19 protein-coding genes are annotated in these 23,599 nt (G+C 67.0%); 7 read left to right on the forward strand and 12 right to left on the reverse strand.

Annotation, left to right across the window (positions count from 1 at the left end; translation table 11 throughout):
• Positions 1 to 25 precede the first annotated feature (25 nt).
• Positions 26 to 2,020 (forward strand): hypothetical protein, encoded by a 1,995-nt coding sequence (locus EDF38_RS01050; RefSeq protein WP_199734542.1) that lies wholly within the window; start codon positions 26 to 28, stop codon positions 2,018 to 2,020.
• A complete protein-coding gene (locus EDF38_RS01055; RefSeq protein WP_123353553.1) occupies positions 2,017 to 3,267 on the forward strand; it encodes a glycoside hydrolase family 1 protein in 1,251 nt (416 codons plus the stop codon). Before EDF38_RS01050 ends, EDF38_RS01055 begins: the two co-directional genes overlap by 4 nt.
• Before the next feature lie 6 nt (positions 3,268 to 3,273).
• Here EDF38_RS01055 and EDF38_RS01060 read toward each other — a convergent pair whose 3' ends face one another.
• From EDF38_RS01060 to EDF38_RS01075, 4 genes are all read right to left on the reverse strand, one after another.
• A complete protein-coding gene (locus EDF38_RS01060; RefSeq protein ID WP_123353554.1) occupies positions 3,274 to 4,572 on the reverse strand; it encodes an MFS transporter in 1,299 nt (432 codons plus the stop codon).
• Positions 4,573 to 4,730: 158 nt separating this feature from the next.
• Positions 4,731 to 5,759 (reverse strand): class II fructose-bisphosphate aldolase, encoded by a 1,029-nt coding sequence (gene fbaA / locus EDF38_RS01065; protein WP_123353555.1) that lies wholly within the window; start codon positions 5,757 to 5,759, stop codon positions 4,731 to 4,733.
• A gap of 73 nt (positions 5,760 to 5,832) precedes the next feature.
• A complete protein-coding gene (glpX, locus tag EDF38_RS01070) occupies positions 5,833 to 6,777 on the reverse strand; it encodes a class II fructose-bisphosphatase (RefSeq protein WP_123353556.1) in 945 nt (314 codons plus the stop codon).
• Between the two features lie 44 nt (positions 6,778 to 6,821).
• Positions 6,822 to 7,823, reverse strand: coding sequence for a zinc-binding dehydrogenase (locus tag EDF38_RS01075; protein WP_158613289.1), 1,002 nt, complete (start codon positions 7,821 to 7,823; stop codon positions 6,822 to 6,824).
• A gap of 275 nt (positions 7,824 to 8,098) precedes the next feature.
• On the opposite strand from EDF38_RS01075, the gene EDF38_RS01080 reads away from it, so the two are divergent.
• Complete coding sequence (locus tag EDF38_RS01080) at positions 8,099 to 8,845, forward strand: GntR family transcriptional regulator (RefSeq protein WP_158612721.1); 747 nt, start codon at positions 8,099 to 8,101, stop codon at positions 8,843 to 8,845.
• On the opposite strand, the gene EDF38_RS01085 is transcribed toward EDF38_RS01080, so the two are convergent.
• The 5 genes from EDF38_RS01085 to EDF38_RS01105 all read right to left on the reverse strand — a co-directional run bounded on the left by EDF38_RS01085 (position 8,842) and on the right by EDF38_RS01105 (position 15,693).
• Positions 8,842 to 10,209, reverse strand: coding sequence for an FGGY family carbohydrate kinase (locus tag EDF38_RS01085; protein ID WP_123353559.1), 1,368 nt, complete (start codon positions 10,207 to 10,209; stop codon positions 8,842 to 8,844). The genes EDF38_RS01080 and EDF38_RS01085 overlap by 4 nt on opposite strands.
• A gap of 136 nt (positions 10,210 to 10,345) precedes the next feature.
• Positions 10,346 to 11,788 carry an FGGY family carbohydrate kinase gene (locus EDF38_RS01090; protein WP_370275473.1) on the reverse strand — a complete coding sequence of 481 codons (1,443 nt, stop codon included), beginning with the start codon at positions 11,786 to 11,788 and terminating at the stop codon, positions 10,346 to 10,348.
• Between the two features lie 34 nt (positions 11,789 to 11,822).
• Positions 11,823 to 13,268: an L-fuculokinase gene (locus tag EDF38_RS01095; RefSeq protein WP_123353561.1), complete on the reverse strand. Its 1,446-nt coding sequence runs from the start codon at positions 13,266 to 13,268 to the stop codon at positions 11,823 to 11,825.
• Positions 13,269 to 13,282: 14 nt separating this feature from the next.
• Positions 13,283 to 14,122, reverse strand: coding sequence for a class II fructose-bisphosphate aldolase (locus EDF38_RS01100; RefSeq protein ID WP_123353562.1), 840 nt, complete (start codon positions 14,120 to 14,122; stop codon positions 13,283 to 13,285).
• A gap of 269 nt (positions 14,123 to 14,391) precedes the next feature.
• Positions 14,392 to 15,693, reverse strand: a complete 1,302-nt coding sequence (locus EDF38_RS01105) for an MFS transporter (RefSeq protein ID WP_199734544.1) — start codon at positions 15,691 to 15,693, stop codon at positions 14,392 to 14,394.
• A gap of 366 nt (positions 15,694 to 16,059) precedes the next feature.
• Between EDF38_RS01105 and EDF38_RS01110 the strand changes: the two genes are divergently transcribed.
• The 3 genes from EDF38_RS01110 to EDF38_RS01120 are packed head-to-tail and all read left to right on the forward strand — an operon-like array spanning position 16,060 to position 18,690.
• Positions 16,060 to 17,055 (forward strand): NADP-dependent oxidoreductase, encoded by a 996-nt coding sequence (locus EDF38_RS01110; protein WP_123353564.1) that lies wholly within the window; start codon positions 16,060 to 16,062, stop codon positions 17,053 to 17,055.
• Between the two features lie 45 nt (positions 17,056 to 17,100).
• The gene (locus EDF38_RS01115; protein ID WP_123353565.1) at positions 17,101 to 17,955 is read left to right on the forward strand and encodes an alpha/beta fold hydrolase; all 855 of its coding nucleotides are present in this window, start codon (positions 17,101 to 17,103) and stop codon (positions 17,953 to 17,955) included.
• A 30-nt stretch (positions 17,956 to 17,985) separates the two neighbouring features.
• Positions 17,986 to 18,690 carry an SDR family oxidoreductase gene (locus EDF38_RS01120; RefSeq protein ID WP_123353566.1) on the forward strand — a complete coding sequence of 235 codons (705 nt, stop codon included), beginning with the start codon at positions 17,986 to 17,988 and terminating at the stop codon, positions 18,688 to 18,690.
• Positions 18,691 to 18,711: 21 nt separating this feature from the next.
• On the opposite strand, the gene EDF38_RS01125 is transcribed toward EDF38_RS01120, so the two are convergent.
• Positions 18,712 to 19,317, reverse strand: a complete 606-nt coding sequence (locus EDF38_RS01125; protein ID WP_123353567.1) for a TetR/AcrR family transcriptional regulator — start codon at positions 19,315 to 19,317, stop codon at positions 18,712 to 18,714.
• A gap of 124 nt (positions 19,318 to 19,441) precedes the next feature.
• On the opposite strand from EDF38_RS01125, the gene EDF38_RS01130 reads away from it, so the two are divergent.
• The gene (locus EDF38_RS01130; RefSeq protein WP_123353568.1) at positions 19,442 to 20,152 is read left to right on the forward strand and encodes an SDR family oxidoreductase; all 711 of its coding nucleotides are present in this window, start codon (positions 19,442 to 19,444) and stop codon (positions 20,150 to 20,152) included.
• A gap of 72 nt (positions 20,153 to 20,224) precedes the next feature.
• Here the strand turns inward: EDF38_RS01130 and EDF38_RS01135 are convergent, their stop codons facing one another.
• Entirely contained in the window at positions 20,225 to 21,262 is a 1,038-nt protein-coding gene (locus tag EDF38_RS01135) for a LacI family DNA-binding transcriptional regulator (RefSeq protein ID WP_123353569.1), read from the reverse strand.
• Positions 21,263 to 21,296: 34 nt separating this feature from the next.
• Positions 21,297 to 23,582 carry an alpha-L-rhamnosidase gene (locus EDF38_RS01140; RefSeq protein WP_123353570.1) on the reverse strand — a complete coding sequence of 762 codons (2,286 nt, stop codon included), beginning with the start codon at positions 23,580 to 23,582 and terminating at the stop codon, positions 21,297 to 21,299.
• Between the last annotated feature and the right edge of the window lie 17 nt (positions 23,583 to 23,599).

Consider the following 23,599-nt stretch of genomic DNA (forward strand, 5'->3'; position numbering starts at 1 on the left):
CGTGGCAGACGATCGGATGAGTGACGTGACTGAGCAGGCCGACGAATTCGCCGAGCCCTTCGTCGACGTCGATGAGTGGCGTGAACGCCCTGCGCCTCATCGTTACGTCCACGGGGGATTCGCGGGCACCGACACCCGGTTCTCGTTCCACCTGCCTCCGGCCCAGCAGTACGAGGGTCGTTTCTTCCAGTACATCACCCCGGTCCCCGACAGCGAGCACTTCTCCGAGGGTCTGACGGGGGAGGAGGACAAGATCTCGTTCGCCCTCGAGAGCGGTGGTTGCTTCGTCGAGACGAACGGCGGCGGACAGGCGTCGGGCGACCCGTTCTCCGGCGCAGACCCCACCATCGCCGCCTATCGCGCGAACGCGGCAGCGGCGAAGCACGCGCGCGTCGTCGCGTCGGAGATGTACGGCGAACATCGCGCCTGGGGCTATGCGTTCGGAGGCAGCGGCGGCGCGTTCCGCACGATCGGCGGAGCTGAGAACACGACGGGTGTCTGGGACGGTGTCGTGCCGTTCGTGATCGGCTCGCCGTTGTCGATCCCCAACTGCTTCACGGCGCGCATGCACGCGCTGCGCGTGCTCCGGGGTCGATGGGGAGGCATCGTCGACGCCCTGGACGCCGGAGGCAGCGGCGACCCGTACGTCGATCTCGACGCCGAGCAGGCCGACGCCCTCCGGGAGGTCACCAGCATGGGCTTCCCGCCGCGTTCCTGGTTCGGCCACGCGACGATGGGCATGCACGCCCTGGCCGTCCTGTATCCCGGGCTCCGCGCGGTCGACCCCGGGTACTTCGACGACTTCTGGACCGTCCCCGGCTACCTGGGCGCCGACTCCGGCAGCTCCGTGCACCGCGATCGCGTTCAGCTCCCGACGCGGATCACCGGTCTGCTCACCGCAGGGGACCTCGCTGGTGCCGGAGTCGGCGATGTCCCGCACCCGGGCGAGTCGACGGGTGCCGCCGACGACGCCTGGTTGGGTCTCGGTGCTGGAGGGGCCACCGTGGCCGTCCGTCTCGCCGACGTCCCCGAGGTCGACCCGCAGGCCGCCGAGCTCATCGTCACCACAGGTGCATCGGCGGGGTCCCGCCTCGTCGTGCTCCAGCTCGTCGGCGACGTGGCCGTCTTCGGGCCGCTGGACCCTCGAGAGGCTGCCGCACTCGGGGAGGGCGACGAGGTCCTACTCGACAACAGCGGGTTCCTCGCGGTCCAGACCTACCACCGCCATCAGGTGCCCGGCCCTGAGTTCACCGTGTGGGACCAGTTCCGTGACGAGAAGGGTCGACCGCGGTACCCTCAGCGCCCGATGCTCGTGGGTCCGATGTTCGCCGCCGGAGCCGCGGGCACGGTGCAGACAGGACGATTCGGCGGTCGCATGATCGTGGTCGAGTCGTTGCTCGACCGGGAGGCGTACCCGTGGCAGGCGGACTGGTACCGATCTCAGGTCGAGGCACACCTCGGACACTCCGTCGACGACCGCTTCCGGTTGTGGATGATCGACCATGCGCTGCACGGCGACTTCACTGACCAGGAGCACCCCAGTCGAACGGTCAGCTACCTCGGCGTCGTGCACCAGGCACTTCGCGACCTGAGCGCGTGGGTCGAGCGGGGGATCGAACCCCCGGCGACGACACGCTACGAGATCGTCGACGGCCAGGTCGTAGTACCCGACACGGCCGAACAGCGGCGGGGTGTCCAGCCCCTCGTCCACCTCACCGCTGACGGGTCGGAGCACGCCGAGGTGAGCGTTGGGCAGGAGATCGTGCTGCGAGCCGAGGCCACGACCCCCGGCACGGGCACGATCGTCGCGATCGAGTGGGGCGAGGAGGCGCGGGGCATCGTCACAGCGCAGCCGGACATCGCCTCGGGCCCCGCCGTCGAGGTCGAGCGCCGTGTCTCATTCGCCTCTGCCGGGACGTACTTCCCGACCGTGCGCGTCACGGCACATCGTGACGGCAACCGGGACGACCGTTTCGCGAGGTTGCAGAACCTCGCTCGAGTGAGGGTGACCGTTCGATGACCGCATTCCCCGACGACTTCCTCTGGGGCGCCTCCTCGGCTCCGCACCAGAACGAGGGAAACAACACGAACAGCGACATGTGGGCCCTCGAGCAGCTGCCCGGATCATCGTTCGCCGAGCGCAGCGGCGACGGGCTCGATTTCTACCATCGGTGGAGAGAGGACATCGACCTGCTGAAGTCCTTGGGCTTGTCCGCGTTCCGCTTCGGGATCGAATGGGCCCGGGTCGAACCCGTCAGGGGCCATGTCGCGAGAGCTGAGCTCGGGCACTACCGGCGCATCATCGAGTACTGCCTCGAGGTCGGTGTCGAGCCGGTCGTGACGTTGCACCACTTCTCGAGCCCACTCTGGTTCGTACAGGCGGGCGGGTGGGCATCAGACGAGGCCGTCGACCGGTTCGGGGACTACGTCACGGCGGTCGCGCCCATCCTCGACGGGGTCACCTGGGTCGCGACGATCAACGAGCCGAACATGTTCGCCGTCATGCACCAGATGAGCACGCCGCTGCAGTACGACGATCCTCAGGCGGTGCTGGCCCGCATGCGCGAAGCGGCGTCACCCGTGAGCGGGGAAGCCGGCATCAACGCCTTCACCATGCCAGAGCCGAAGCCGGCAGCGACGGCAGTCATGATCCGAGCCCATGAGCGAGCCCGGGAGATCCTGCACGACCTCACGTCGGTCGAGGTGGGTTGGACCATCGCCGTGCAGGGCCTCGTGGCTCGATCTGGCCATGAGGAGGATCTCGCCCGGTACCGACACACGTGGGAGGGCGCCTATCTCGAGGTCAGCCGAGAGGACGACTGGGTGGGTGTCCAGTCGTACACGAGTCAACTCGTCGGCCCGGACGGACTCGAAGGGGCTCCCGACGGGGCGGAACTGACGCAGGTCGGCTGGGCGTACCGCCCTGACGCCCTGGAGATGGCCCTCCGGCAGACGTGGCAGGCCACCGGCGGCACCCCCATGCTCATCACGGAGAACGGCATCGCCACGACCGACGACGCCCGCCGGATCGACTACACGACGGGCGCCCTCGAGGGAGTCGCCAGCGCCATCGCGGACGGGCTGGACGTGAGGGGCTACCTGCACTGGACCTTCGTCGACAACTTCGAATGGGTGCATGGGTACGACGTCACCTTCGGTCTCGTCGCCGTGGACCTCGTGACCTTCGACAGGACCCCGAAGCCCAGTGCCCGGTGGCTGGGGCGCGTTGCCCAAGCCAATTCCCTCACTGCCGTCGCGGGTGCTTGATGACACTCAGCCCGGAGTGCCCGCTGGGACGGACTCGCGTGCTGGTTCCTGTCCCGGGTCCTGCGGTGTCTTCAACACGAGCGTAGCCACGGCAGCGAGGAGGTAGAGGGCCACGAAGACCCAGATGATCACGGCCATGTTGCTCACACCGCCGAGGAGTCCGACGAGGACAGGGCCCACGAAGGCCGACAGGCCCGCAGCGAGCGTGTAGACGGCGAGAGCGCTGCCCTTGTCTTCTGTCTTCACCATGGAGGGAACGAGAGCCGTAAGCGGGACGAAGCCCGCCAAGCCGATGCCGAAGACGGCCCAGCAGAGCACAGCGACCGCGAAGTTCGGGCCGACGGCAAGGGGCACGTAGTAGAGCAGCAGTGCCCCTACGGCGCAGGTGACGCAGCCGAACCAGGTCACGGTCCGCTTCCAGCCGAATCGGTCTCCGATGAGGCCGAATGCGAGATTCGCGAAGATGTTGGCCGTGTAGACGATGGTCACGATCTGCAGGTACTCGCCCTGTGAGAAGCCCACTTCGTTCGTGAAGAAGAACGGAGCGACGATGAACAGGGCGAAGTTGGGTGCCGTGTTCACGAGACGGGCGAAGGCGCCGGCGCTCACTCGTGGCTCGCGCCACAGGATCGAGAGGCCCTTGCCCATCTCGTGGAGGGGGCTGGTGCCGGGCGCCCCGAGCGGGCCTGCGAATGTGCGTTCCCGGACGCCTAGCAGGGCCACGACGGCGCCTATGGCAACCAGTCCGGCAGACAGCCACAGGGTTCCGAACTCACCGAAGACAGGAATCGACGCCGAGGCAACGAGCGAGCCCAGCGTGGGGAGGCCTGCTCCGAAGACGAACCAGAACCACCCGACGGAGCTTCCACGCTGATGCGCCGGCGTCGCGGCGTTGATCCAGACCAAGAACGCGTAGGCGAAGAAGGGATACCCGATTCCCCGGATCGAGTAAGCAACGACGGCCACCCAATGGACGTCCATCCCCACCCCGACCCCGAGGAACAACGCCTCGAAGACGACCCAGTTCAGGGCTCCGATGAACATGACCCGGCGCGGTCCGAGAATGCTCGAGAGCGTGCCGGCGAGCCACGAGCCGATCGTGACGAAGATGCCGTAAAGGCTGATCGTGATGGCGGCGGCAGACTCGGAGAAGCCCTCCGAATCGACCAGGAACGGCGACAGGTAGTTCGATTCGACGCCGTCACCCACCATGAAGAGCAAGACTCCGACGAATCCCCAGAAGAGGGGCGCGGGGATGCCGGCTCGATCAACGAGGCGCGCAGGGGCAGACAAGGTTGTGGTCACGTGATGTTCCCTTTCGTCAACGGCGACGGGACCACGCTAAGTCAAAAAGTACGGACTGTACAGACAATACGAACAACACGGACGGACGTTTCACTGCAGAGAGAAGACCCCGCAGCGAACGACTGCGGGGCCTCTCGTGTCGCGTCAGGAGGCGCGGGTCAGCTCCCCGACTGGCCGAACGAGCCGAGCTGCCGGGTGGCCTCGACCACGCGGGCGGCCATGGCGGACTCGGCGACCTTGCCCCAGGCGCGGGGGTCGTACTGCTTCTTGTTGCCGACCTCGCCGTCGGCCTTGATGAAGCCGTCGTAGTTCTTCAGCACCGTGTCGGCGATCGAGCGGCTGAAGGCGTACTGGGTGTCGGTGTCGAGGTTCATCTTGACGACGCCGTTCGAGACGGCCTCGCGGATCTCGGCGTCGGACGAGCCGGACCCGCCGTGGAACACGAGCTCGAGGGGCTTCTCGGCCGTGCCGAAGCGTTCCTGGATGCCCTGCTGGATCTCGCCGAGCAGCTCGGGACGGAGCTTGACGTTGCCGGGCTTGTAGACGCCGTGGACGTTGCCGAAGGTGAGGGCGGCGATGTAGCGGCCGTTCTCGCCGAGGCCCAGGGTCTCGACGGCGCGGGTCACGTCGCCGACGGTCGTGTAGAGGGCCTCGTTCGAGCCCTCGTGCTGGACGCCGTCCTCCTCGCCGCCGACGACGCCGATCTCGACCTCGAGGATCGCGTTGATCGCGGCGGTGCGCTTGAGCATCTGCTGGGCGATCTCGAGGTTCTCGTCGAGGGGGATGGCCGAGCCGTCCCACATGTGCGACTGGAACAGCGGGTTGCGACCGGCCTTGACCTCTTCTTCGCTGGCGGCGATGAGGGGCAGCACGAAGCCGTCGAGGGCGTCCTTCGGGCAGTGGTCGGTGTGCAGCGCGACCGTGACGGGGTAGTTCTTGGCGACCTCGGTCGCGAACTTCGCGAACGCGATGGCTCCGGCGGCCCGGTTCTTGACCGTCTGGCCGGCGAAGTAGTCGGCACCGCCCGTGGTGACCTGGATGATGCCGTCGCTGCCGGCCTCCGTCAGGCCCTGGAGCACGGCGTTGATCGTCTGCGAGGACGACACGTTGACCGCGGGGTAGGCGAACCCCTTGTTCTTCGCCTTGTCCAGCATCTCGGCGTACTGCTCGGGGGTTGCGACGGGCATGCGTTCTTCTTTCTGATCGTCGTGCAGCAGCGGGGACGCAGCCCCTGCCGCGTTTGTCTCTGGTTGCTGTTGCTTATTCCGTGTCGCTGTACCACTTCGAGACGAGGTGGTCGGCCTCGACGCGGCGGATGGTGCCCGAGTGCGAGCGGAGCACGATGCTCGACGTGCGGATCATGCCCTGCTTGCGCTTGACGCCCGCGACGAGCGCGCCGTCGGTGACACCGGTGGCGACGAAGTAGGCGTTGTCGCCCTTGACGAGGTCGTCCTGGTCGAGCACGCGGTCGAGGTCGTGACCCGCGTCGATCGCCTTCTGGCGCTCCGCGTCGTCCTTCGGGGCGAGGCGCGTGAGGATGAGGCCGCCGAGCGCCTTCACGGCGCAGGCCGTGATGATGCCCTCGGGGGTGCCGCCGATGCCGACGCACATGTCGATGCGCGAGTCGGGGCGGGCCGCGTTGATGCCGCCGGCGACGTCGCCGTCGAGCAGGAGGCGGGTGCCCGCGCCGGCGGCGTGGATCTGCTGGATCAGGTCGGCGTGACGGGGACGGTCGAGCACGGCCACCTGGATGTCCTCGACGGCGAGGCCCTTCGCGTCGGCGAGGGCGCGGATGTTGTCGCCGACCGGCTTGTCGAGGTCGATCACGCCGATGCCCTCGGGGCCGGTGACGATCTTGTCCATGTAGAACACGGCGCTGGGGTCGAACATGCTGCCGCGGTCGCTGACGGCGATCACCGAGAGGGCGTTCATGCGGCCGGCGGCGGTGAGGCTCGTGCCGTCGATGGGGTCGACGGCGATGTCGCAGGCGGGGCCGAAGCCGTTGCCGACGTGCTCGCCGTTGAAGAGCATCGGCGCCTCGTCCTTCTCGCCCTCGCCGATCACGACGACGCCGTCGAAGGCGACGGTGCCGAGGAACTTGCGCATCGCGTCGACCGCGGCACCGTCGGCGGCGTTCTTGTCGCCCTTGCCGATGAACGGGGCGCTGCGGATCGCGGCGGCCTCGGTCGCCCTCACCAGCTCCATGCCGAGGTTGCGATCAGGGTGCGTGTATGACTCCGGCTGTTCGCTCACGCGGTCACCTGCACCTTGATCTGGTCGGGGCTCTTCGCTGCGGTCAGTGCCTCTGCGTAGTCCTCGAGCGTGAACGTCGCAGTGACGAGGCTCTTGAGCTCGTCCTGAAGATCGACCATGCGTTCGGCCGATTCGCCGTACTTCTCGGCCAATGAGTTCGAACCGATGATGCTCAGTTCCTTTGCGAACACCTCGTAGGGGTTCAAAGCGACTGTCGCGGTGGGGGAAGCCACGCCCATCTGGACGAGCCGGCCGCGGGGACCGAGGGAGGAGATCGCCTGTGAGATCGCGACGGGATGTCCACTCGCGTCGAGGGCCAGATCGAAGACCTTGTTGTCGAGGTCGTCGGCCGACGCCACTGCCTGAACAGCTCCGAGTTCGAGCGCGGCGTTGCGGCGGGCCTCGTTGGGCTCGACGACTCGGATGCCCGTTGCCCCCTCGGCGCGGCCGAGGATCACAGCCATCAGCCCGATCGACCCAGCTCCGAAGATGACGAGCTCCTGCTCCTTCCAGTCCGGCACTCGCTCAAGGGCGTGGAGGACGCACGCGAAGGGCTCGATCAGGGGTGCCGCACCGTGACTGATGGAGGTGTTCAAGGGGAAGACGATCTCGCTGGGAACGGCGACGAACTCAGCGACAGAACCGTTGATGGCCACGCCGACGGGAAGGATGTTCTGGCAAAGGTTGGTTGCCCCTCGGAGGCACCACGTGCACTTGCCGCACGACACGTTCGGGTTCACGCCCACGTAGTCGCCCTCTTGGACGGAGGTGACGCCCGCACCGACTTCCGTCACATAGCCGGCGAATTCGTGGCCGGGAACGACGGGGAACCGCCCGTGCGGGTAGTCACCGGAGATGAGGTGGAGATCGGTGCCGCACACGCCCGTGCCGACAGGGGCGATGACGACCCATCCTTCTTGCGCCGTAGGCACGGGCAGGTCCTGGATCTCGATCCCACCTGCGCCATCGGCCACCGCGGCTCGCATCGTCTTGCTCATGTTGATCTCCAAACTTGATCTGAGACAGAGGGGCCGCCGAGTTCGATGCGCGTCACGACGCTGGGATGCCGGGGCCGCGCTTTCTCGGGGCTTGTTCCGCATGCTTCTGACTGTCCTGCGAGGACATCGCTGTTCTCGTGAAGATGTGCCTGCACACTCGCTTCCGCGTGATCCCAAAATAGCCGATCTTGTCCGCCTTGTCGATGCTGTACGTACAGTTCCGCCGTCGTGGGCGATTGATGGCCCTGTACGCTTCCAGGCAAAGGAGAGTGGCCGTGACGCAGACCATCGATCGCCAGTCCCCAGTTCCGTACTGGGAGCAACTATTCGGCATTCTTCGGGACGACATCGTCAGTGGAAGGTATCCGGCCGAGGAACGACTCCCGAGTGAGCTCGAGTTGGGTCGGCAGTTCGCTCTGTCACGAGCAACGATCCGCCAGACGTTGTCCAACCTTGAAGCCGAGGGCTTCGCGAAGCGTGTCCCGCGTCGAGGTGTCTTCGCCTCGCTCCCGACTGAGCCCTCGGGGTGGACTGTCGAGCAGGGCTTCCTGGAGTCCCAGATCCATCACGGCAGAACTGGCATCGAGACCAAGGTCGTCGACGCCGCGTTCGTGGTTCCTGCTCAGCACGTCGCCGAGGCCCTCGGCATCGACGCCGGGGCGAAGGTTTTCGCCCTCCAGCGTGTTCGTTCCCTGGACGGGCGCGTGACCATGTTCAGCACTAACTGGTTCCCGGAGGAACCGGCACGAGTCATGTCGACGGCGCCCCAGGTGCTCGATGGTTCGGGATCGGTGAACGAGACTCTTGCCGCTGCGGGCTTCACGGTGCACGGCGGGCATCGCGTCCTCAGGGCGATGAGGGCTCCCGAGAACGTTGCGAAGCACTTGGGCGTCACGTCCAGCGACCCGGTCCTTCGTGTGCGGTCATCGTCGTGGGCTCAGGGCGACAAACGATTCGACTACTACGAGACGTGGGTGTTGACCGACATTGTTCCCCTAGAGGTCCACATCTCAGCCAGCTAGTTCTCCTGACGGCCAGCAGCAGCGCCAGCGGAACCTTGCAAGGCCTCCTGAGCGTCGGGGGTCCAGCCGATCCCCCTGGCGGCCAAGAGCGCAGCGCTCACCCCCGTGAGTTCTGGTTCGGTGATGAGTCTCGGGCTGAACCCGTTCACGGCGGTCTTGATGGCGACCCAACCAGGCGACCGAGCCCACCCGCCGGCTAGCCAGACGTCGGAGCGCGCTGTTCGATCCGTGTCAGCAGATGGTCGGATGTCCCTGACGGCCTCTCGGCCGGCCACTGCGAGTGCTCCGAGCACGGCTGTTGCTCGAGAGCGGGAATCGCTGGGGGCATCTAGCGCGTAGGCAGGCGTCCCGCCGCCACGTCGGCCCGGAATGAAGTGCCCGGCTTCCAGGATCGAGTCGATGGGAGCGGCGCCGTGGAGAAGGCGCTGGATCTGCCCCGCCACCTCGGGGTCTTGCGACGCCCACTGGACGTTCCTCGCTAGTTCTTCTACCCGCAGGAAGGTGAATCCTGGGGTGTCGATGCTGGGGGCGATGTCGAAGTGACGGCGCGCGGGGTGAGTCGAGTGAGTGGGCCGAGCAACGATCACTTCTGCTGTCCCCATGGAATCGAGGACAGCGCCTGCGCTCAGCTGTTCTGCGCCCCAACCGGCGATGAGATGATCGTGTCCACCCACGACGACGACGGCGTCGCGTCCGAGGACTCCCTCGTCACGCAGCCGCTGAGAAAACAGCGGTCCCGCCAGGTGTCCTGTGGGGCGGACGGGGGGAAGAAGATCTACTGACCCGAGCGTGAAGCCGATCCTGGACGACGACCACACGTGTTCTCGGGAACGCCGTGCACCGGTCCGCGACGCGAGGGACTCGCTCATGAACGGGCGACCCGTCCACCGAACCGCGGGAAGATCCGTGAGCGCGACCCAGTGGGCGGCGTCCTCGGCACCTGCCTCACTGCGGGCCCATGCCCACCCGACCATCGTGCGAGCCGGATCGCTGTCGACGTCGAAGCTCTCGTCGGACCCTAGGAGCGGCGAGAGCTCGCGGAAGATCGACTGTCGTCGCGGGTCGAACCACGCGAGCGGGGCCGAGACTCCGTGACCATCGTGGTCGACGAGGATGCCGTCCTCACCGATGCCGGCAGTGCACACCCCGACGACCGAGAAGTGGCTGCTGCACGCCTCGATGATCATGTCCTCGATGCACCTCAGGAGACCGTCGACGTCGACGGACAACCCCAGTTCATCGCGGGGCGTCGTGCGGACCACCCGAGCTACGACAGCGCCGTGACGATCCAGGACGATCACCTTGACGTTGCTCGTGCCGACGTCCACTCCGCAGACGACGTCCGTGCGCGCCCCATGGGTCATCAGCGCACCTTCCTCGGGTCCTCGTTCGTCGCCGAGAAGTGCTTCGGGCGTGAGGGTCGAGGGCTGATGACAAGGATACCGATCAGGCGTCTGCCGCCCACGGAGACTCTTCGGTCATCGAGGTGGGTCAGTGGCGTCAGTACCCCAACGCGGCTTTCGCCTTCTCGTGTTGCTCGTTGATCTGCTCCTCCAGGGGCCGAGGGACGAGTTCGGAGATGGAGATGGGCCAGGCGGGGAAGTCGCCGGTGAGCGCTGCGGCGGCTTGCATGGCTGCACCTTTGGTGACGTACTCGTCGAGCAGTGGCACGTAGACCGGGATGTCCACCATCTCGCTCAGGATGGCTTGGACTGCGACGCTCTGGGCTGCGCCGCCGATGAGGAGGAGTCGTTCAGGTTCGACGCCGCAGGAGCGCAGCGCTGTGAGCATCTCGACTTGGCTTGCCAGGGTGCCCTCGATCACTGCTCGAGCGAAGTTCGCTCGCGTGAAGTTCGTGAGGGACGCTTCGTGGAGCGAGCCGCGGGCGTGGGGAAGGTCGGGAGTCCGCTCGCCTTCGAAGTACGGCAGGAGGGTGAGTCCTTCGGCGCCTGGGGGTGCGGAGAGGGCCAGCTGTGCGAGCTCGTCGTACGTGCAGCCGAGGAGGGCTGCGCCGAGGTCGAAGTTGCGGGCGGCGTTCAGGGTGGCCACGAGGGGGAGATGGTGCCCGGTGGCGTCGGCGTAGCTGCATACGTAGCCGGCAAAGTCGTGGACCGGTGTCGCGGTCTTGGCGTAGACGACTCCCGAGGTGCCGAGGGACAGCACGGCGTCGCCTTCGTCGAGGCCGAGAGCGAGAGAGGCCGCAGCGTTGTCTCCACTGCCGACGCCGATGGGGATGCCCGCAGGGATGCCGGGAATGTCGGTCCCTGTCACTCCTGCTCGGTCGAGCGGGCCGAGAACTCGGGGGAGAAGAGCTGGTTTCCCCAAGGCAATCTCGAAGAGGTCCATGCAGTACTCGTTGGTCTCTCCCGACCAGTAGCCCGTGCCGCTCGCCTCGGAGCGGTCGGTCGTCAGGTGTTCGAGCCCACCGTCGCCGACGCCGAATCCCATGAGCCGCCACGTCAGCCAGTCATGCACGATCGCCACTGCCTCGGTACGGAGGGCTGCCTCGGGGTGCAGATCGCGGAGCCAACGCAGCTTCGTCACGGTGTCGGACAACGTCAGAGGCAGGCCGGTGCGCCTGATCCACTCGTCCTTGCCCAACTCGTCGTTCAGATCGCCCATGTGGGAGTGGGAGCCTGTGTCGTTCCAGAGGGGTGAGTCACAGACGACCGCTCCCTGGCCGTCGAGGAAGATCGGGGTGTGCTGTTGACCGCTGACGGCTATCGCAGCGACGTCGTCCAGACCGCCCGCACGGCGAACGGCAGTGAGCAGGGCCGTCCACCAGGACTCCGGGTCGATGATCGTGCCTGGGGGGTGCGATGCCTTGCCCTCCCTGACGGTCTCTCCGCTGTGGAGGTCCCTGACCGTCACCTTGCATGCTTGCGTCGATGAATCGACTCCTGCGACGAGCACCATTGCGTCCCCTTGTGTGTGCGGCTTCATGAGATCTCGTTGATCGGGCAGAACGGGCGGCGGCTCATGAGGGCACGCCCTTGAGGTAGTCCCACCGCTCACGGACTCGGTCTGCCCATGCCTGGATGCGAAGGCTGCGTTGCTGATCATCTGCCACCTCGAACGGGTCACACGAGAGCCAGGCACCCGCTTCCCCGGAAGCCAGCGACTGCGCACCTCGGGAGACGACTTCAGGAAAGGTCGACACGCTTAGGGGTGTCCCGAGGAGGTCGGCCTTGAGCTGCAGCCAGAGGAGGTTCTGGCTCGCGGGCCCGATGACCTTGATGCGCGTCGGAGCGGCCCTGAACAGCTCGAGGACGTCCCGGAACTGCAGCACCATCCCGAGGAAGCACCCGAGGATGATGTCATCCGAGGTCGTCGTCGAAGAAAGCCCCGCGATGATGCCTCGAGCCGACGCATCCTTCGTAGGAGGCGGGCTGCCCCGGAACTGAGGCAGGACCAGAGGCGCCGCATCCAGATCGACATTCCCAGCGACGTATCGAGCGTGGATGCCAGCGATGCGTCCGGTGATCGTCTCGGCGTCGAGGTCCAGCATGGTCTGCAGGGTCGCGAACGCGGAGCCACCCGTGGGTATGGACGCGAACAGGGTGAAGCCTTCTCCCGTGCAGGAGATGCCGTTCGCGAGCTTGGAAGCGGCGAAATTGTCGTCGAGGCTCGGAGAGTCGCGGAGGAAGAGGAGGCCTTCGGTCGTTCCTGTGGAGTTGAGGAGTTCACCGGGCAGGAGTTCTGCACCGACGGCGCCGACCATGTGGTCGTGCCCGGCCACGTGCACGACGACGTCTGGCGAGAGCCCTGATGCTGCGGCGAAGGCCGGGTCCATGCCCGAGCCGGACGAAGCAGGGCGCAGCTCGGGGAGGACCGACTTCTGCAATCCCAGCTTCTCGAGTACCTCCTCCGACCATGAGCTGCTGGCGAGGTCGAGGGCCATGGTGCGACTGGCGAGGGAGGGCTCGGCCCAGCGCTGTCCCGTCATGCGGGCGGCCAGGTACTCGGCGACGTTCAGCCACTGGGCGTCCCCGAGGCCGCCTGCTGCCTGGTGAACAGCCCATGCGATCTTGGACAGGCCGTAGTTCGCGTTCACCGGCAGGCCCGTCACCTCGTAGATGCGGGCCCGCGCCGACGCGTCGAGCGAGTCCAGATACGGTGCGCCGCGATGGTCGTGCCACAGGACCATCGGTGAGGCCAGCGTGCCGTCTGATCGAACGAGGCCGCCGGATTCGCCGACGGCCGTGACGGCGATGCGGGCGACCGAGGTGCGCTGCGGGTCGCTCAGGTCCCCGGCGAATGCGAGGACAGCGTCGACGACAGCGTCCACGTCGTAGATCTCGCCCCATGCGTCTGGCAATGTCGGCGTCGGGACCCGCCCGGATTCGAGGAGGCGACCTCCAGCATCGAAGAAGCAGAGCTTGATGCTGGTGGTCCCTACATCGACGGTGATCGTAGGAAGCACGACGAGATCCTCGCTCAGTTGACGGCGGGGTTGAACGTACGGATGCGGCCCTCGACGACATCGGAGATCGCGGCGACGGCGTCCTTGGACACGCGGATGAGGGATGCTTCTCGCGGGTTGGCCGCGTACGCCTCGCCGAAGGATCGGATCATGGCGTTTCGCAGGTCGCTGGCGACGTTGACCTTGACGACGTTGAACTCGTGGAGACGAGCGAGCTGCTCGTCAGGGAGGCCGGATCCTCCGTGGATGACCAGGGGCACGGGGCTCGCGTCCCTGACCTGGCCGAGGAGCTCGAAGTCGATCCTCGCGTTCGGGACGAATCCGTGCTGGTTGCCGACGGAGACTGCGAGCATGTCGCAGCCGACTGCCTCGACGAACTCCTTGGCCTGGACAGGGTCCGTGTGCGCAGCGAACTCAGGAGCGACGTCGTCCTCCTTGCCGCCGATGCTGCCCAGTTCTGCCTCGAGGGCGAGGTTCCGCGGTGTCATCTCTCGGGCGATGGACGAGGTCTTGACGTTGTCCTCGAACGAGGCCTCGGAGTCGTCGATCATGATCGACGTGAAGCGGGCCATCAGTGCGGCGTGCACGGCCGAGAGGGACTTGCCGTGGTCGAGGTGGAGCGCCACCGGCACCTTCGAGGACTCCAGGCGGCGGGCGACCATGTCGTAGATGTATTCATAGCCGGACAAGGAGACGTTCGTCGGGGCTACCTGGATGAACGTCGGGACACCGACCTTGTCGACCGCGTCGAGGATGCCGAGGGTCGTCTCGAGGTTGGTCGTGTTGAACGCGCCGGCGACGAGTCCTCGCGAGGAGCACTCCTGGATGACGTCGATGCCGCTTACGAGAGCCATGGAGAGTCCTTTCGATGGTGGGTACCTGGTCACCAGCGATTCTCAGAGCGATGCTCGGCAGTGAGTCAGGATGCCGCCTCGCAGTGAGGTGCGAGGCGCCTGTCCCGTGGGGGCAGCTATCTGCTGCTTTTGACAAGCCTAGGGCGTTCAGTACGCCCCGTCCAGTCTGTACGTACAAAACGAACGATCAGTCACGGAGCGCAGCGACGAGACGACGCACCACCCGGCCCGTGTCGGGCCGGGTGGTGCGTCGTGAGTGGCGGTCGAGATCAGGCGGTCGCAGCGCCCTTGCCGTTGTTCGGAGTCTCGACGATGCCTTCTTCGACGGCGCCCTGCAGCGTCCCGCCTTGTTCGACGACTCGCTGAGCGCTCTCGGGAACGCGAAGCCAGCGGACCGAGATGCCGGCCAGGACGTAGAGGGCCGCGAAGATGATCGTCACGCCACCGGCGCCGAGGGGCGCAAGGAAGATGGCGACGATGGCGGGGCCGACGAAGGTCGCGGCTCCGGCGCCGAGGTTGAGGACGGCGATCGAGTTGCCCTTCTGGTTGGGGGCCATGAGGGACATCAGCACCGAGATCGGCGTGAAGCCGGCGAGCGTGATGCCGAAGAGAGCGGCGCACAGGGCGGCTACCCAGTACTGGTCAGTGACGTACTGGGGGAGGAAGTAGAAGGCCAGCACGGCGACGGCGCTGCCGATGCAGCCGAACCAGCGGAGGGTGCGGTGCCAGCCCATCCGATCGCTCAGGACTCCGAAGAACAGGTTGGCGAAGATGTTCGAGGCGCCCAGGATGAAGACCAGCTGCAGCCAGCCGGACGTGCCGAAGCCGAGGTCGTCGGCAAAGATCGCCGGGAAGAAGACGAACAGGCCGAACTGCGGTGCCGTGTTGACGATGCGGACCAGGCAGCCGAGGCCCACGCGGGGGTTGGTGAAGGCGATGGCGATGCTGTTGACCAAGCTGTGCCCCGTGGAGACGCCGGGTGCTGCCAGGCGGCCGCCGCCCTGGGCCTTCCGCAGCCCTACGAGGGCGAAGATGCCACCCAGGATGACCAGCCCGAGGGACAGCCAGAAGGTGTTGTAGGCGCCGAGCAGCGGAATCGATCCGCTCGCGACGAGCGATCCGAGGGTGGGGAGCCCGCCGGTGAAGGCGAAGTAGAACCAGCCGACAGCCGAGCCCAGGCGGTGTGCAGGACTGGCCCCCAGGATCCACACGAGGAAGCCGTAGGCGAAGAAGGGGTAAGCGATCCCTCGGAGGCCGTAGATTACGAGCATCAGGGGGTAGCTCTCGCTCGGCAGGGCCACAGCGAGGAACAGAACTTGAAGAGCGGCCCACAGGACGAGACCGATGATCATGACCCGCCGCGGGCCCCACACGTCGGACAGGGCGCCTGACAGCCACGACCCGAGGGTGACCATGAGTCCGTAGACGGAGATGATGACGGCTGCGTTCGTCTCCGACCCGGCGCCGTTGTCAGCGAGGTAGGGGGCGATGTAGCCGGACTCGACACCGTCGCCGATCATGAAGAGCAGGAGGCCTACGAAGCCCCAGATCAGCGGTTTCGGTAGGCCCATCCGCTCGATCACGCCGTTGGAGCCGGGACCGCCGGTGCGGATTGTCGTCGTCGTTGACATCGTGACCCTTCAAAGTTTTCTCGTGCGTCATCGGGGGAGCTTTGAGTGCAGCTCGAAGGCGAGGTGCTTCGCGAACGACCTCAGATACGGTCTGTCCATGCTGTACGTACAGAAGGTAGCAAATGCATGTCGTGGGCGCCAGCACCATTTCATTCCGACCGCTCGGGCCTCGAGAGTCCCTGCCGCCGATCGGGGTCGGCAGCCGCTGCTCGCATGGTTGACACTCAAAGTGACTGCGCTCATAATTGAGTTTACTCGGTAAATCGGTAGATTCTCCGAGAGCCCGACGACCCGGAAGAGACCACCATGCGAGCCTTCGCCTTCGACACCTACAAGCAGCCCCTGCACGAGACCGACGTCCCCGAGCCCACCATCGGCGTCCACGACGTCCTCATCAAGGTCGAGGCCGCCGGCCTCAACCACCTCGACGCGAAGATCCGCGAGGGCGAGTTCAAGCTCATCCTCCCGTACAAGGCACCCCTGACCCTCGGGCACGACCTGGCCGGCACGGTCATCGAGGTGGGCGGCTCGGTCCGCAGCCTGAAGCCCGGCGACGCGGTCTACGCACGCCCCCGCGACCACCGCATCGGCACCTTCGCCGAGCGCATCGCCGTCGACGAGGCCGACGTCGCCCTCGCACCGACCACGATCAGCACCATCGAGGCCGCGTCGCTGCCCCTCGTCGCGCTGACGGCCTGGCAGGCCCTCGTCGAGCGCGGCGACGTGCAGCCCGGCCAGAAGGTGCTGATCCACGCAGGCGCGGGCGGGGTCGGCTCGATCGCGATCCAGCTCGCGAAGCACCTCGGCGCACACGTCGCGACCACCGCCTCCTCGTCGAACGCCGACTTCCTCCGCGAGCTCGGGGCCGACGTCGTCGTCGACTACCGCACCCAGGACTTCGAGGAGGAGCTTTCCGGCTACGACCTCGTCCTCGACAGCCTCGGCGGTGAGAACCTGGCGAAGTCGCTCCGGGTGCTGCGCCCGGGCGGCCTCGCGATCGGCATCCAGGGCCCGCCCACGCCCGCCTTCGCCGAGGCCGCGGGCCTCAATCCCGTCGTGCGCCTCGCCATCGCTGGCCTCAGTCGCAAGGTGCGTGCCCAGGCGAAGAAGCTCGGGGTCCGATACGAGTTCCTCTTCATGCACGCCGACGGCAGCCAGCTCCGAGAGATCGCCACACTCGTCGACGCGGGCGCGATCCGCCCGGTCGTCGGCGCGACGCACCCGTTCACCGAGACCGCCACCGCCCTCGACGGGCTCGACAAGGCCGGGATCCGCGGTAAGACCGTCATCACCCTCCCGTAGCTCGCCCCGCCACAGACCCGCGTCGCCCCCAAGAAGAGAACCGTCATGACCACCTCAGAACCCGTCGTCAGCTCGTATGCCGACACCCCCTCGAAGACCGTCACCGCGAACGGCATCCGTTACGCCTACCGCGAGCTCGGGCCACGGGGAGGCATCCCGGTCGTGTTCTTCGTGCACCTCGCCGCTACCCTCGACAACTGGGACCCGCGCATCGTCGACGCGATCGCTGCTCATCGGCACGTCATCACCTTCGACCAGCAGGGCGTCGGCGCCTCGTCGGGGCGTGTGCCGGACACCATGGAGGAGGCGGCCGACGACGCCTACGCCTTCATCAGTGCTCTCGGTCACGACACGATCGACGTCTTCGCGCTGTCGATGGGCGGCATGATCGCCCAGGACCTCGTCGTGTCGCACCCCGAGCTCATCCGCAAGCTCGTCTTGACCGGGACCGGCCCGCGTGGCGGGAAAGACATCGACAAGGTCGTCGGCATCACCTTTTACGACGTCCTGCGATCTGTCTTGACGCGGTCCGACCCAAAGGAGTTCCTCTTCTTCAACCGCGACCGTGTCGGCAAGACCACCGGCAAGGCGTTCGTGGCCCGCCTCGCGGAACGCACCCGCGACCGCGACGCCAAGATCAGCCTCCGAGCATTCGCCACCCAGCTCAAGGCGATACAGAGCTACGGCCGCTCGAGACCGTCTGATCTGGGTGTCATTACGCAGCCGACCCTGATCGTCAACGGCGACCACGACCGCATGGTTCCCACGGTGCTCTCGCATGACCTGCACCGCCGCATCGCCGGGTCAGAGTTGATCATCTACCCGAACTCCGGCCACGGCAGCATCTTCCAATACTGGGAGCAGTTCACGACGGCCGCGGCGAAATTCCTCACGGACTGATCCCTCTTTTCTTCGACGAAAGCAGCCCACATGACCTCACTCCAGAACGCAGTCGTCCTTGTCACCGGTGCGAACGGAGGCCTCGGCACCGAGTTCGTCCGTGCCGCCCTCGCTCGTGGGGCAGCCAAGGTCTATGCCACAGCCCGGGCCCCTCGGGAATGGGGCGACGAACGCGTCGTCGAGTTGACGCTCGACGTGACGGACGCCGCGTCGGTCGCCGCTGCGGCCGCCGCAGCGCCCGACGTGACCGTTCTCGTCAACAACGCAGGCGGGCTGCCGGCTACCGCGAGCATGCTCGACATCGAAGAAGCCGACCTCCGTCAGACGATGGAGATCAACTTCTTCGCTCCTGTCCGAATGGCCCAGGCCTTCGCCCCCGCTCTCGTCGCTGCCGCCGACGGAGCCCTGATCGACATCCACTCCGTGGCCAGTTGGTATGCCTTCGGCGGGGGATACAGCGCTTCGAAGGCTGCGTTCTGGTCCGCCACCAACACGCTGCGGCTCGAGCTGGCTCCCCGAGGGGTGCTGGTCACGGGCGTGCACGTCGGATACGTCGACACCGCGATGGCCGCGCATGCAGACGGAGAGAAGATGCGCCCGGCCGAACTAGTGGCCGCCGTCCTCGACGGGGTCGAGGCGGGTGCCTTCGAGGTCGTCGCCGACGAGCTCAGCGCGGCCGTGAAAGCAGGTCTCTCCGGACCGATCGCAGAGCTCTACCCCGAACTCGCCAGCTGACCGCCTGGGGGCCTGCTGGGCTCACCGAGGCGGCAGGATCACCTCGAGCTGACGTCGCACCCCCGCGACGATCTCGTCGTCCGGGACGGACTCGTCGACCGCCGACGACATCGCGAGCATCATCACCGCCGACACGACGTGGGCGAGCGCGGCCGCGTCGGCGGGCGTCGCCGAGGTGAGGCGCACCACGATCCCGGCCACCGCCTCCTCTGTCCGGGCCGCGATCGCGAGCGCCTGGGCGTGGTGCGGCTCCGTCGCGTCGCCGAACGCCATCTCGCGGAGGTAGGTGCGGCCGTTCTCGACCTGGGCCCGGTTGCAGTGCACGATCGGCTCGAGCACGGCGACGACGGCGTCGAGCGCGGTCGTGGCAGTCGAGGAGGCGCGGATCCCCTCGTCGAGGGAGCGCGCGTACGCCGCGTTCTGCACGAGCAGCAGCAGCTCGCCCTTCGTGCGCGCGTAGAGGAACAGCGTGCCGGCGCCCACGTCGGCCGCCTCGGCGATCTGCTGCGTCGTGACCTCGTCGACCCCGTGCCGGGAGAACAGGTCGGACGCGGCCCGCGTGATGCGCTCGAGCTTCTCCTGCTTGTTGCGCTCGCGCCTGCCGAGAGACGGGGCGGACGACGACATGGGTTCTCCTGGGATGCACACTGGTCGGAATAGAAACTGACTGAACTCAATTATGACATGAGTCAGCTACGGTGACCCGGTCTCGGGTCACCTCATCCTCGCACCACCCCCGGAAGGAACACCCATGACCGACATCACCGGCTCCGTCGTCCTCGTCACCGGAGCGAACGGGGGCATCGGCACCCGCTTCGTCGAGGCCGCCCTCGCCCGCGGCGCCGCCAAGGTCTACGCCACGGCCCGCACCCCGCGCACCTGGGAGGACGACCGCGTCGTGCCCCTCACCCTCGACGTGACCGACGCCTCCTCGATCGCGGCCGTCGTCGAGGCCGCGCCCGACGTGACCGTCCTCGTGAACAACGCCGGGGCGAACGCCCCCACTCCGGGCATCCTCAGCCACACCGACGACGAGATCCGCGCGAACGTCGAGACCAACTTCCTCGGTCCGCTGTTCCTCGCCCGGGCCTACGCGCCCCTCCTGTCGGCCCACGGCGGCGGCACGGCGATCATCGACATCCACTCCGCGCTCTCCTGGTACGCCGTCGCCGGCATCTACTCGGCGACGAAGGCCGCGCTCTGGTCGGCCACCAACTCGCTGCGCCTCGAGCTGCAGCCCGCGGGCGTGCAGGTCGTCGGCGTCCACGTCGGCTACGTCGACACCGCCATGGCCGCCGGCGTCACCGACGCCAAGACCGACCCGGCGGTGCTCGTGTCCGACGTGCTCGACGCCCTCGAGGCCGGCGAGCACGAGGTGCTCGCGGACGAGACCTCACGCCAGGTGCGAGCGGCGCTCTCGGCACCGCTCGAGGCGCTCTACCCGCAACTCGCGCGGGACTGACGACGGGAGCGTCGACCCTAGGTCCACCAGGCTCGCTGCTCCGACCGATGGTCGGTCAGTGTGCCCGGCGTGCTACCGCTGTGCGGACGAGTTGCGGATCACGAGCATCGGGTCGAGCTCGACGTGGCGTGGCTCCGTCGGTGTCTCCCGGATGCGGTCCATCAACAGCTCGATCGCGGTCGCTCCGATCTTGACGCCGTATTGGTCGACGGTCGTGAGCGAGACGAGCGGGTGGCTCGCCAGCTCGATGTTGTCGTAGCCGACGACAGAGACTTCACGGGCGGACAGCCCCCGTTCGGCGACGGCACGTAGGGCCCCGATGGCGAGGGTGTCGTTGCCGGCGAAGATCGCCGTAGTGCGACGGGCCCTGTCATCCAGGAGGAGTCGGGTGGCGATGTAGGCCGAGTTCTCCGATGCGTCCGAGAACACGACGTGGGGTCGCAACTCGTTCTCGAGCATGCATCGTTCGTAGGTCGCCTGCCGGATCGCGTGTGGGGTGGAGGAATCGGCCCGGGTCGGGCCGGACCCCACCGTGAGGTGTGCGATTTCCCGATGGCCCAGTGCTAGGAGGTGCTCCATCGCCGACGTGACTCCCGCGCGGTCGTCGTTGGTGACCGTGTCGTAGTTGATCTGGCGGTCGTGGCGGCCGACCAGCACCATGGGGACGTACTCGGCGAGCCGATCCAGGTAGCTCGGAGTGACTTCGAGGGAGATCGCGAGGATGCCATCGACCTGCCTGTCGACGAGGGCGTCGAGGACCTTCTTGTCCCCCTCGCCGTCGAGAGCCGGAGCGATAATGAGCTGGTAGCCGCTGCCGGCCAACCCATGCGCCGCTCCCGTGGTGACCTGCGTGAAGAAGTCGTTGCCGAGCTGGGGCATCTCCGAGCCGATCGCGATCGTGAAGGTCTGACCACGCATGCCACGCGCCCCGGTGCGCGGACGGTAATTCAGGTCGTCGATCGCACGTTGCACCCGCTGCTGCATCGCGGGGCTGACTCCGTAGGCGTTGCGGATGACCTTGGAGACAGCACCCTGAGACACTCCCGCATGGCTGGCGACATCGGCGAGCGAAGGTCGACGACGACGCCCTTGCTCGTTGACCTGTGTCATCGTCGCTCCCTCTGCGTCCTGCCCTCGGGCTGCCTCACTGTACTGGGGCGGCGTCGATCGGTTCACGGACAGGTGCGATGACCTGGTGCGTTCCTGGCGGCAGTTCCTGGTCAGGTCGTCCCCTCCGGCGGAACACGCCGACCGAGCCGCGAGGGATCGTGACGTCGAACCGTACGTCGTCGCCCGATCGCGCCCAGCTGACCTCGGCGTGGCCGTGCGGGGTGGCCAGGGAGCTGCGCGCCCAGTCGATGCCGGGGCCGATGTCGGGGGCGATGAGGATCTTGCGGTAACCCGGTTCCAGAGGGGCGAGGCCGCCGACGACACGATGCATCCAGTCGGCGACGGCGCCGAGCGCGTAGTGGTTGAAGCTGGTCATGCCACCGGGATTGATGCTCCCGTCGGGGAGCATGGAATTCCACCGTTCCCAGATGGTCGTCGCGCCCATCGTGACCGGGTAGAGCCACGAGGGGCACTCGCGCTGGAGCAGGAGCCTGTACGCCGTGGCCGTCTGGCCGGTGGACGTGAGGGCGTCGTTGATGAAGGGCGTACCGGCGAAGCCGGTCGAGATGTGGAAGCCGCTCTCCTGGACGAGTTCCGCGAGCCGCTCGCCTGCCCACGCCTCCTGCTCGGGTTCGAGGAGGCCGAAGACGATGGCGAGCGAGTACACGGTCGTGCAGTCGCTGAGGATCATGCCAGAGTGCACGTACTCACGGTGGAAAGCGGCGCGAAGGCCGTCTGCCATGCTCTTGAACTCGGCTGCCTCAGCGGCATGTCCGAGGACGGTCGCAGTTGCGCTGATACGTGCAGCGCTGCGGTAAGCACACGCGGTCGCGACGACTCCGGGGTGCGCCTTGGCGGCGCCGGGCTCATCTGCCGGCGCGTCGGGGTCGAGCCAATCCCCGAACTGGAAACCGGTGTCCCACACCCCTGTCGAGGACAACAGGGATCGTAGGCGGCGACCGTAGGTGACCATCGACTCGAAGGTCTCGTCGAGCACTCGCGGATCGCCGTACGCCTCCCAGAGCGACCACGGGACCCAGACGGCCGCATCGCTCCAGAACGCGGCGATCTCCTCGGCGCCGGCGCCTTCCTGAGCGACAGTCGCGTACTTCAGGACATCGGGAACGATGTACGGGACGACGCCGTCGTGGTGGTCCTGCTCGAGGGCGACGTCACGGAGCCAGTCGGCGAGGAAGTCCTGCACGTCGAAGAGGTAGGCGGCGGTGGGGGCGAATGCAGACAGGTCGCCCGTCCAGCCGAGGCGTTCGTCTCGTTGCGGGCAGTCGGTGGGGATGTCGACGAAGTTGCCGCGCATGCCGCGAACGACGTTCTCGTGCAGTTGGTTCAGGTCGGGCACGGAGCACTCGAACGATCCGATGCGTCGCAGGTCGGACGAGATGGCGATCGCAGAGGCCGCTGCCTCGACGTCTCGCAGGGGTGCGTCCCAGCCGATGATCTCGGCGTAGCGGAAGCCGTGGAACGTGAAGGTCGGCTCGAAGACGTCGTCCCCGCCCGAGAGGATGTAGACGTCGGTGGACTTCGCCGACCGGAGGGTGCGCAGGGCCAGTTCTCCGTCTTCCAGGACTTCAGCCTGCCTGACCGTGATCGTCGTTCCCGGGGTGCCCCTGATCTCGAGACGAACGAAGCCGACGATGTTCTCGCCGAAGTCGATCAGGGTCGTCCCGGAGGGGCCGTACCACGTCCTCTGTGGGGGAAGCTCGTCGATGCGTCGGACCGGCGCGGCGGGATCGAGGTCGAACTGTTCAGGGTCGTAGTCGACTACGTGGACGGAGCCCCAGTCGGGGCTGCTGAAGCCGGGCATCTTCCAGCTCTCGTCACGGAGCCGGGCATCGATGATCTGCCCGTCGTAGAAATCGTTCGCGACGATCTCGCTGGGCCCGACGGACCAGGTCTCATCTGTGACGACGACCTGCTCGTGCCCGTCCTCGAAGCAGATGCGCAGCTGCGCCCAGGCGGCGATCTCCTCGCCGTACCGGGCGGTCTCGATCCACCCGAGTCGACCCCGGTACCAGCCGTTCCCTACTGCGATGCCCAAGGTCGAGTCCTTGGCGAGCAAAGTCGTGACGTCGTGATCGACGTAGTGGAGCCGCCACTCGTAGCTGGTCCACCCAGGTGTGAGCAAGGCGTCGGAGACGGGGACCCCGTTTATCCAGGCTTCGCAGATGCCGAGCGCGCTCAGTGACAGAACGGCCGCCGTCACGAGTCCATGACCGTCGTCGAGCTGCAGATCGCGGCGGAACAGTGGCGCGCTTGCTGGCTCGTCGTCGGCAGCGACGAAGCGAGCGGTTCCGAAGGTCATGAGGGTCTCTTTCAGGG

Origin of the sequence: Frigoribacterium sp. PhB160, assembly GCF_003751785.1 — a bacterium.
Classification (GTDB): Bacteria; Actinomycetota; Actinomycetes; order Actinomycetales; family Microbacteriaceae; genus Frigoribacterium.

Excerpts from the sequence above, each read along its gene's own strand:
- EDF38_RS01055 (WP_123353553.1), top strand. The coding sequence starts at position 2,017 with ATGACCGCATTCCCCGACGACTTCCTCTGGGGCGCCTCCTCGGCTCCG.
- fbaA (WP_123353555.1), bottom strand. The coding sequence starts at position 5,759 with ATGCCCGTCGCAACCCCCGAGCAGTACGCCGAGATGCTGGACAAGGCG.
- glpX (WP_123353556.1), bottom strand. The coding sequence starts at position 6,777 with ATGGAGCTGGTGAGGGCGACCGAGGCCGCCGCGATCCGCAGCGCCCCG.
- EDF38_RS01075 (WP_158613289.1), bottom strand. The coding sequence starts at position 7,823 with ATGAGCAAGACGATGCGAGCCGCGGTGGCCGATGGCGCAGGTGGGATC.
- EDF38_RS01085 (WP_123353559.1), bottom strand. The coding sequence starts at position 10,209 with ATGACCCATGGGGCGCGCACGGACGTCGTCTGCGGAGTGGACGTCGGC.
- EDF38_RS01090 (WP_370275473.1), bottom strand. The coding sequence starts at position 11,788 with ATGAAGCCGCACACACAAGGGGACGCAATGGTGCTCGTCGCAGGAGTC.
- EDF38_RS01100 (WP_123353562.1), bottom strand. The coding sequence starts at position 14,122 with ATGGCTCTCGTAAGCGGCATCGACGTCATCCAGGAGTGCTCCTCGCGA.
- EDF38_RS01105 (WP_199734544.1), bottom strand. The coding sequence starts at position 15,693 with ATGGGCCTACCGAAACCGCTGATCTGGGGCTTCGTAGGCCTCCTGCTC.
- EDF38_RS01110 (WP_123353564.1), top strand. The coding sequence starts at position 16,060 with ATGCGAGCCTTCGCCTTCGACACCTACAAGCAGCCCCTGCACGAGACC.
- EDF38_RS01115 (WP_123353565.1), top strand. The coding sequence starts at position 17,101 with ATGACCACCTCAGAACCCGTCGTCAGCTCGTATGCCGACACCCCCTCG.
- EDF38_RS01120 (WP_123353566.1), top strand. The coding sequence starts at position 17,986 with ATGACCTCACTCCAGAACGCAGTCGTCCTTGTCACCGGTGCGAACGGA.
- EDF38_RS01125 (WP_123353567.1), bottom strand. The coding sequence starts at position 19,317 with ATGTCGTCGTCCGCCCCGTCTCTCGGCAGGCGCGAGCGCAACAAGCAG.
- EDF38_RS01130 (WP_123353568.1), top strand. The coding sequence starts at position 19,442 with ATGACCGACATCACCGGCTCCGTCGTCCTCGTCACCGGAGCGAACGGG.
- EDF38_RS01135 (WP_123353569.1), bottom strand. The coding sequence starts at position 21,262 with ATGACACAGGTCAACGAGCAAGGGCGTCGTCGTCGACCTTCGCTCGCC.
- EDF38_RS01140 (WP_123353570.1), bottom strand. The coding sequence starts at position 23,582 with ATGACCTTCGGAACCGCTCGCTTCGTCGCTGCCGACGACGAGCCAGCA.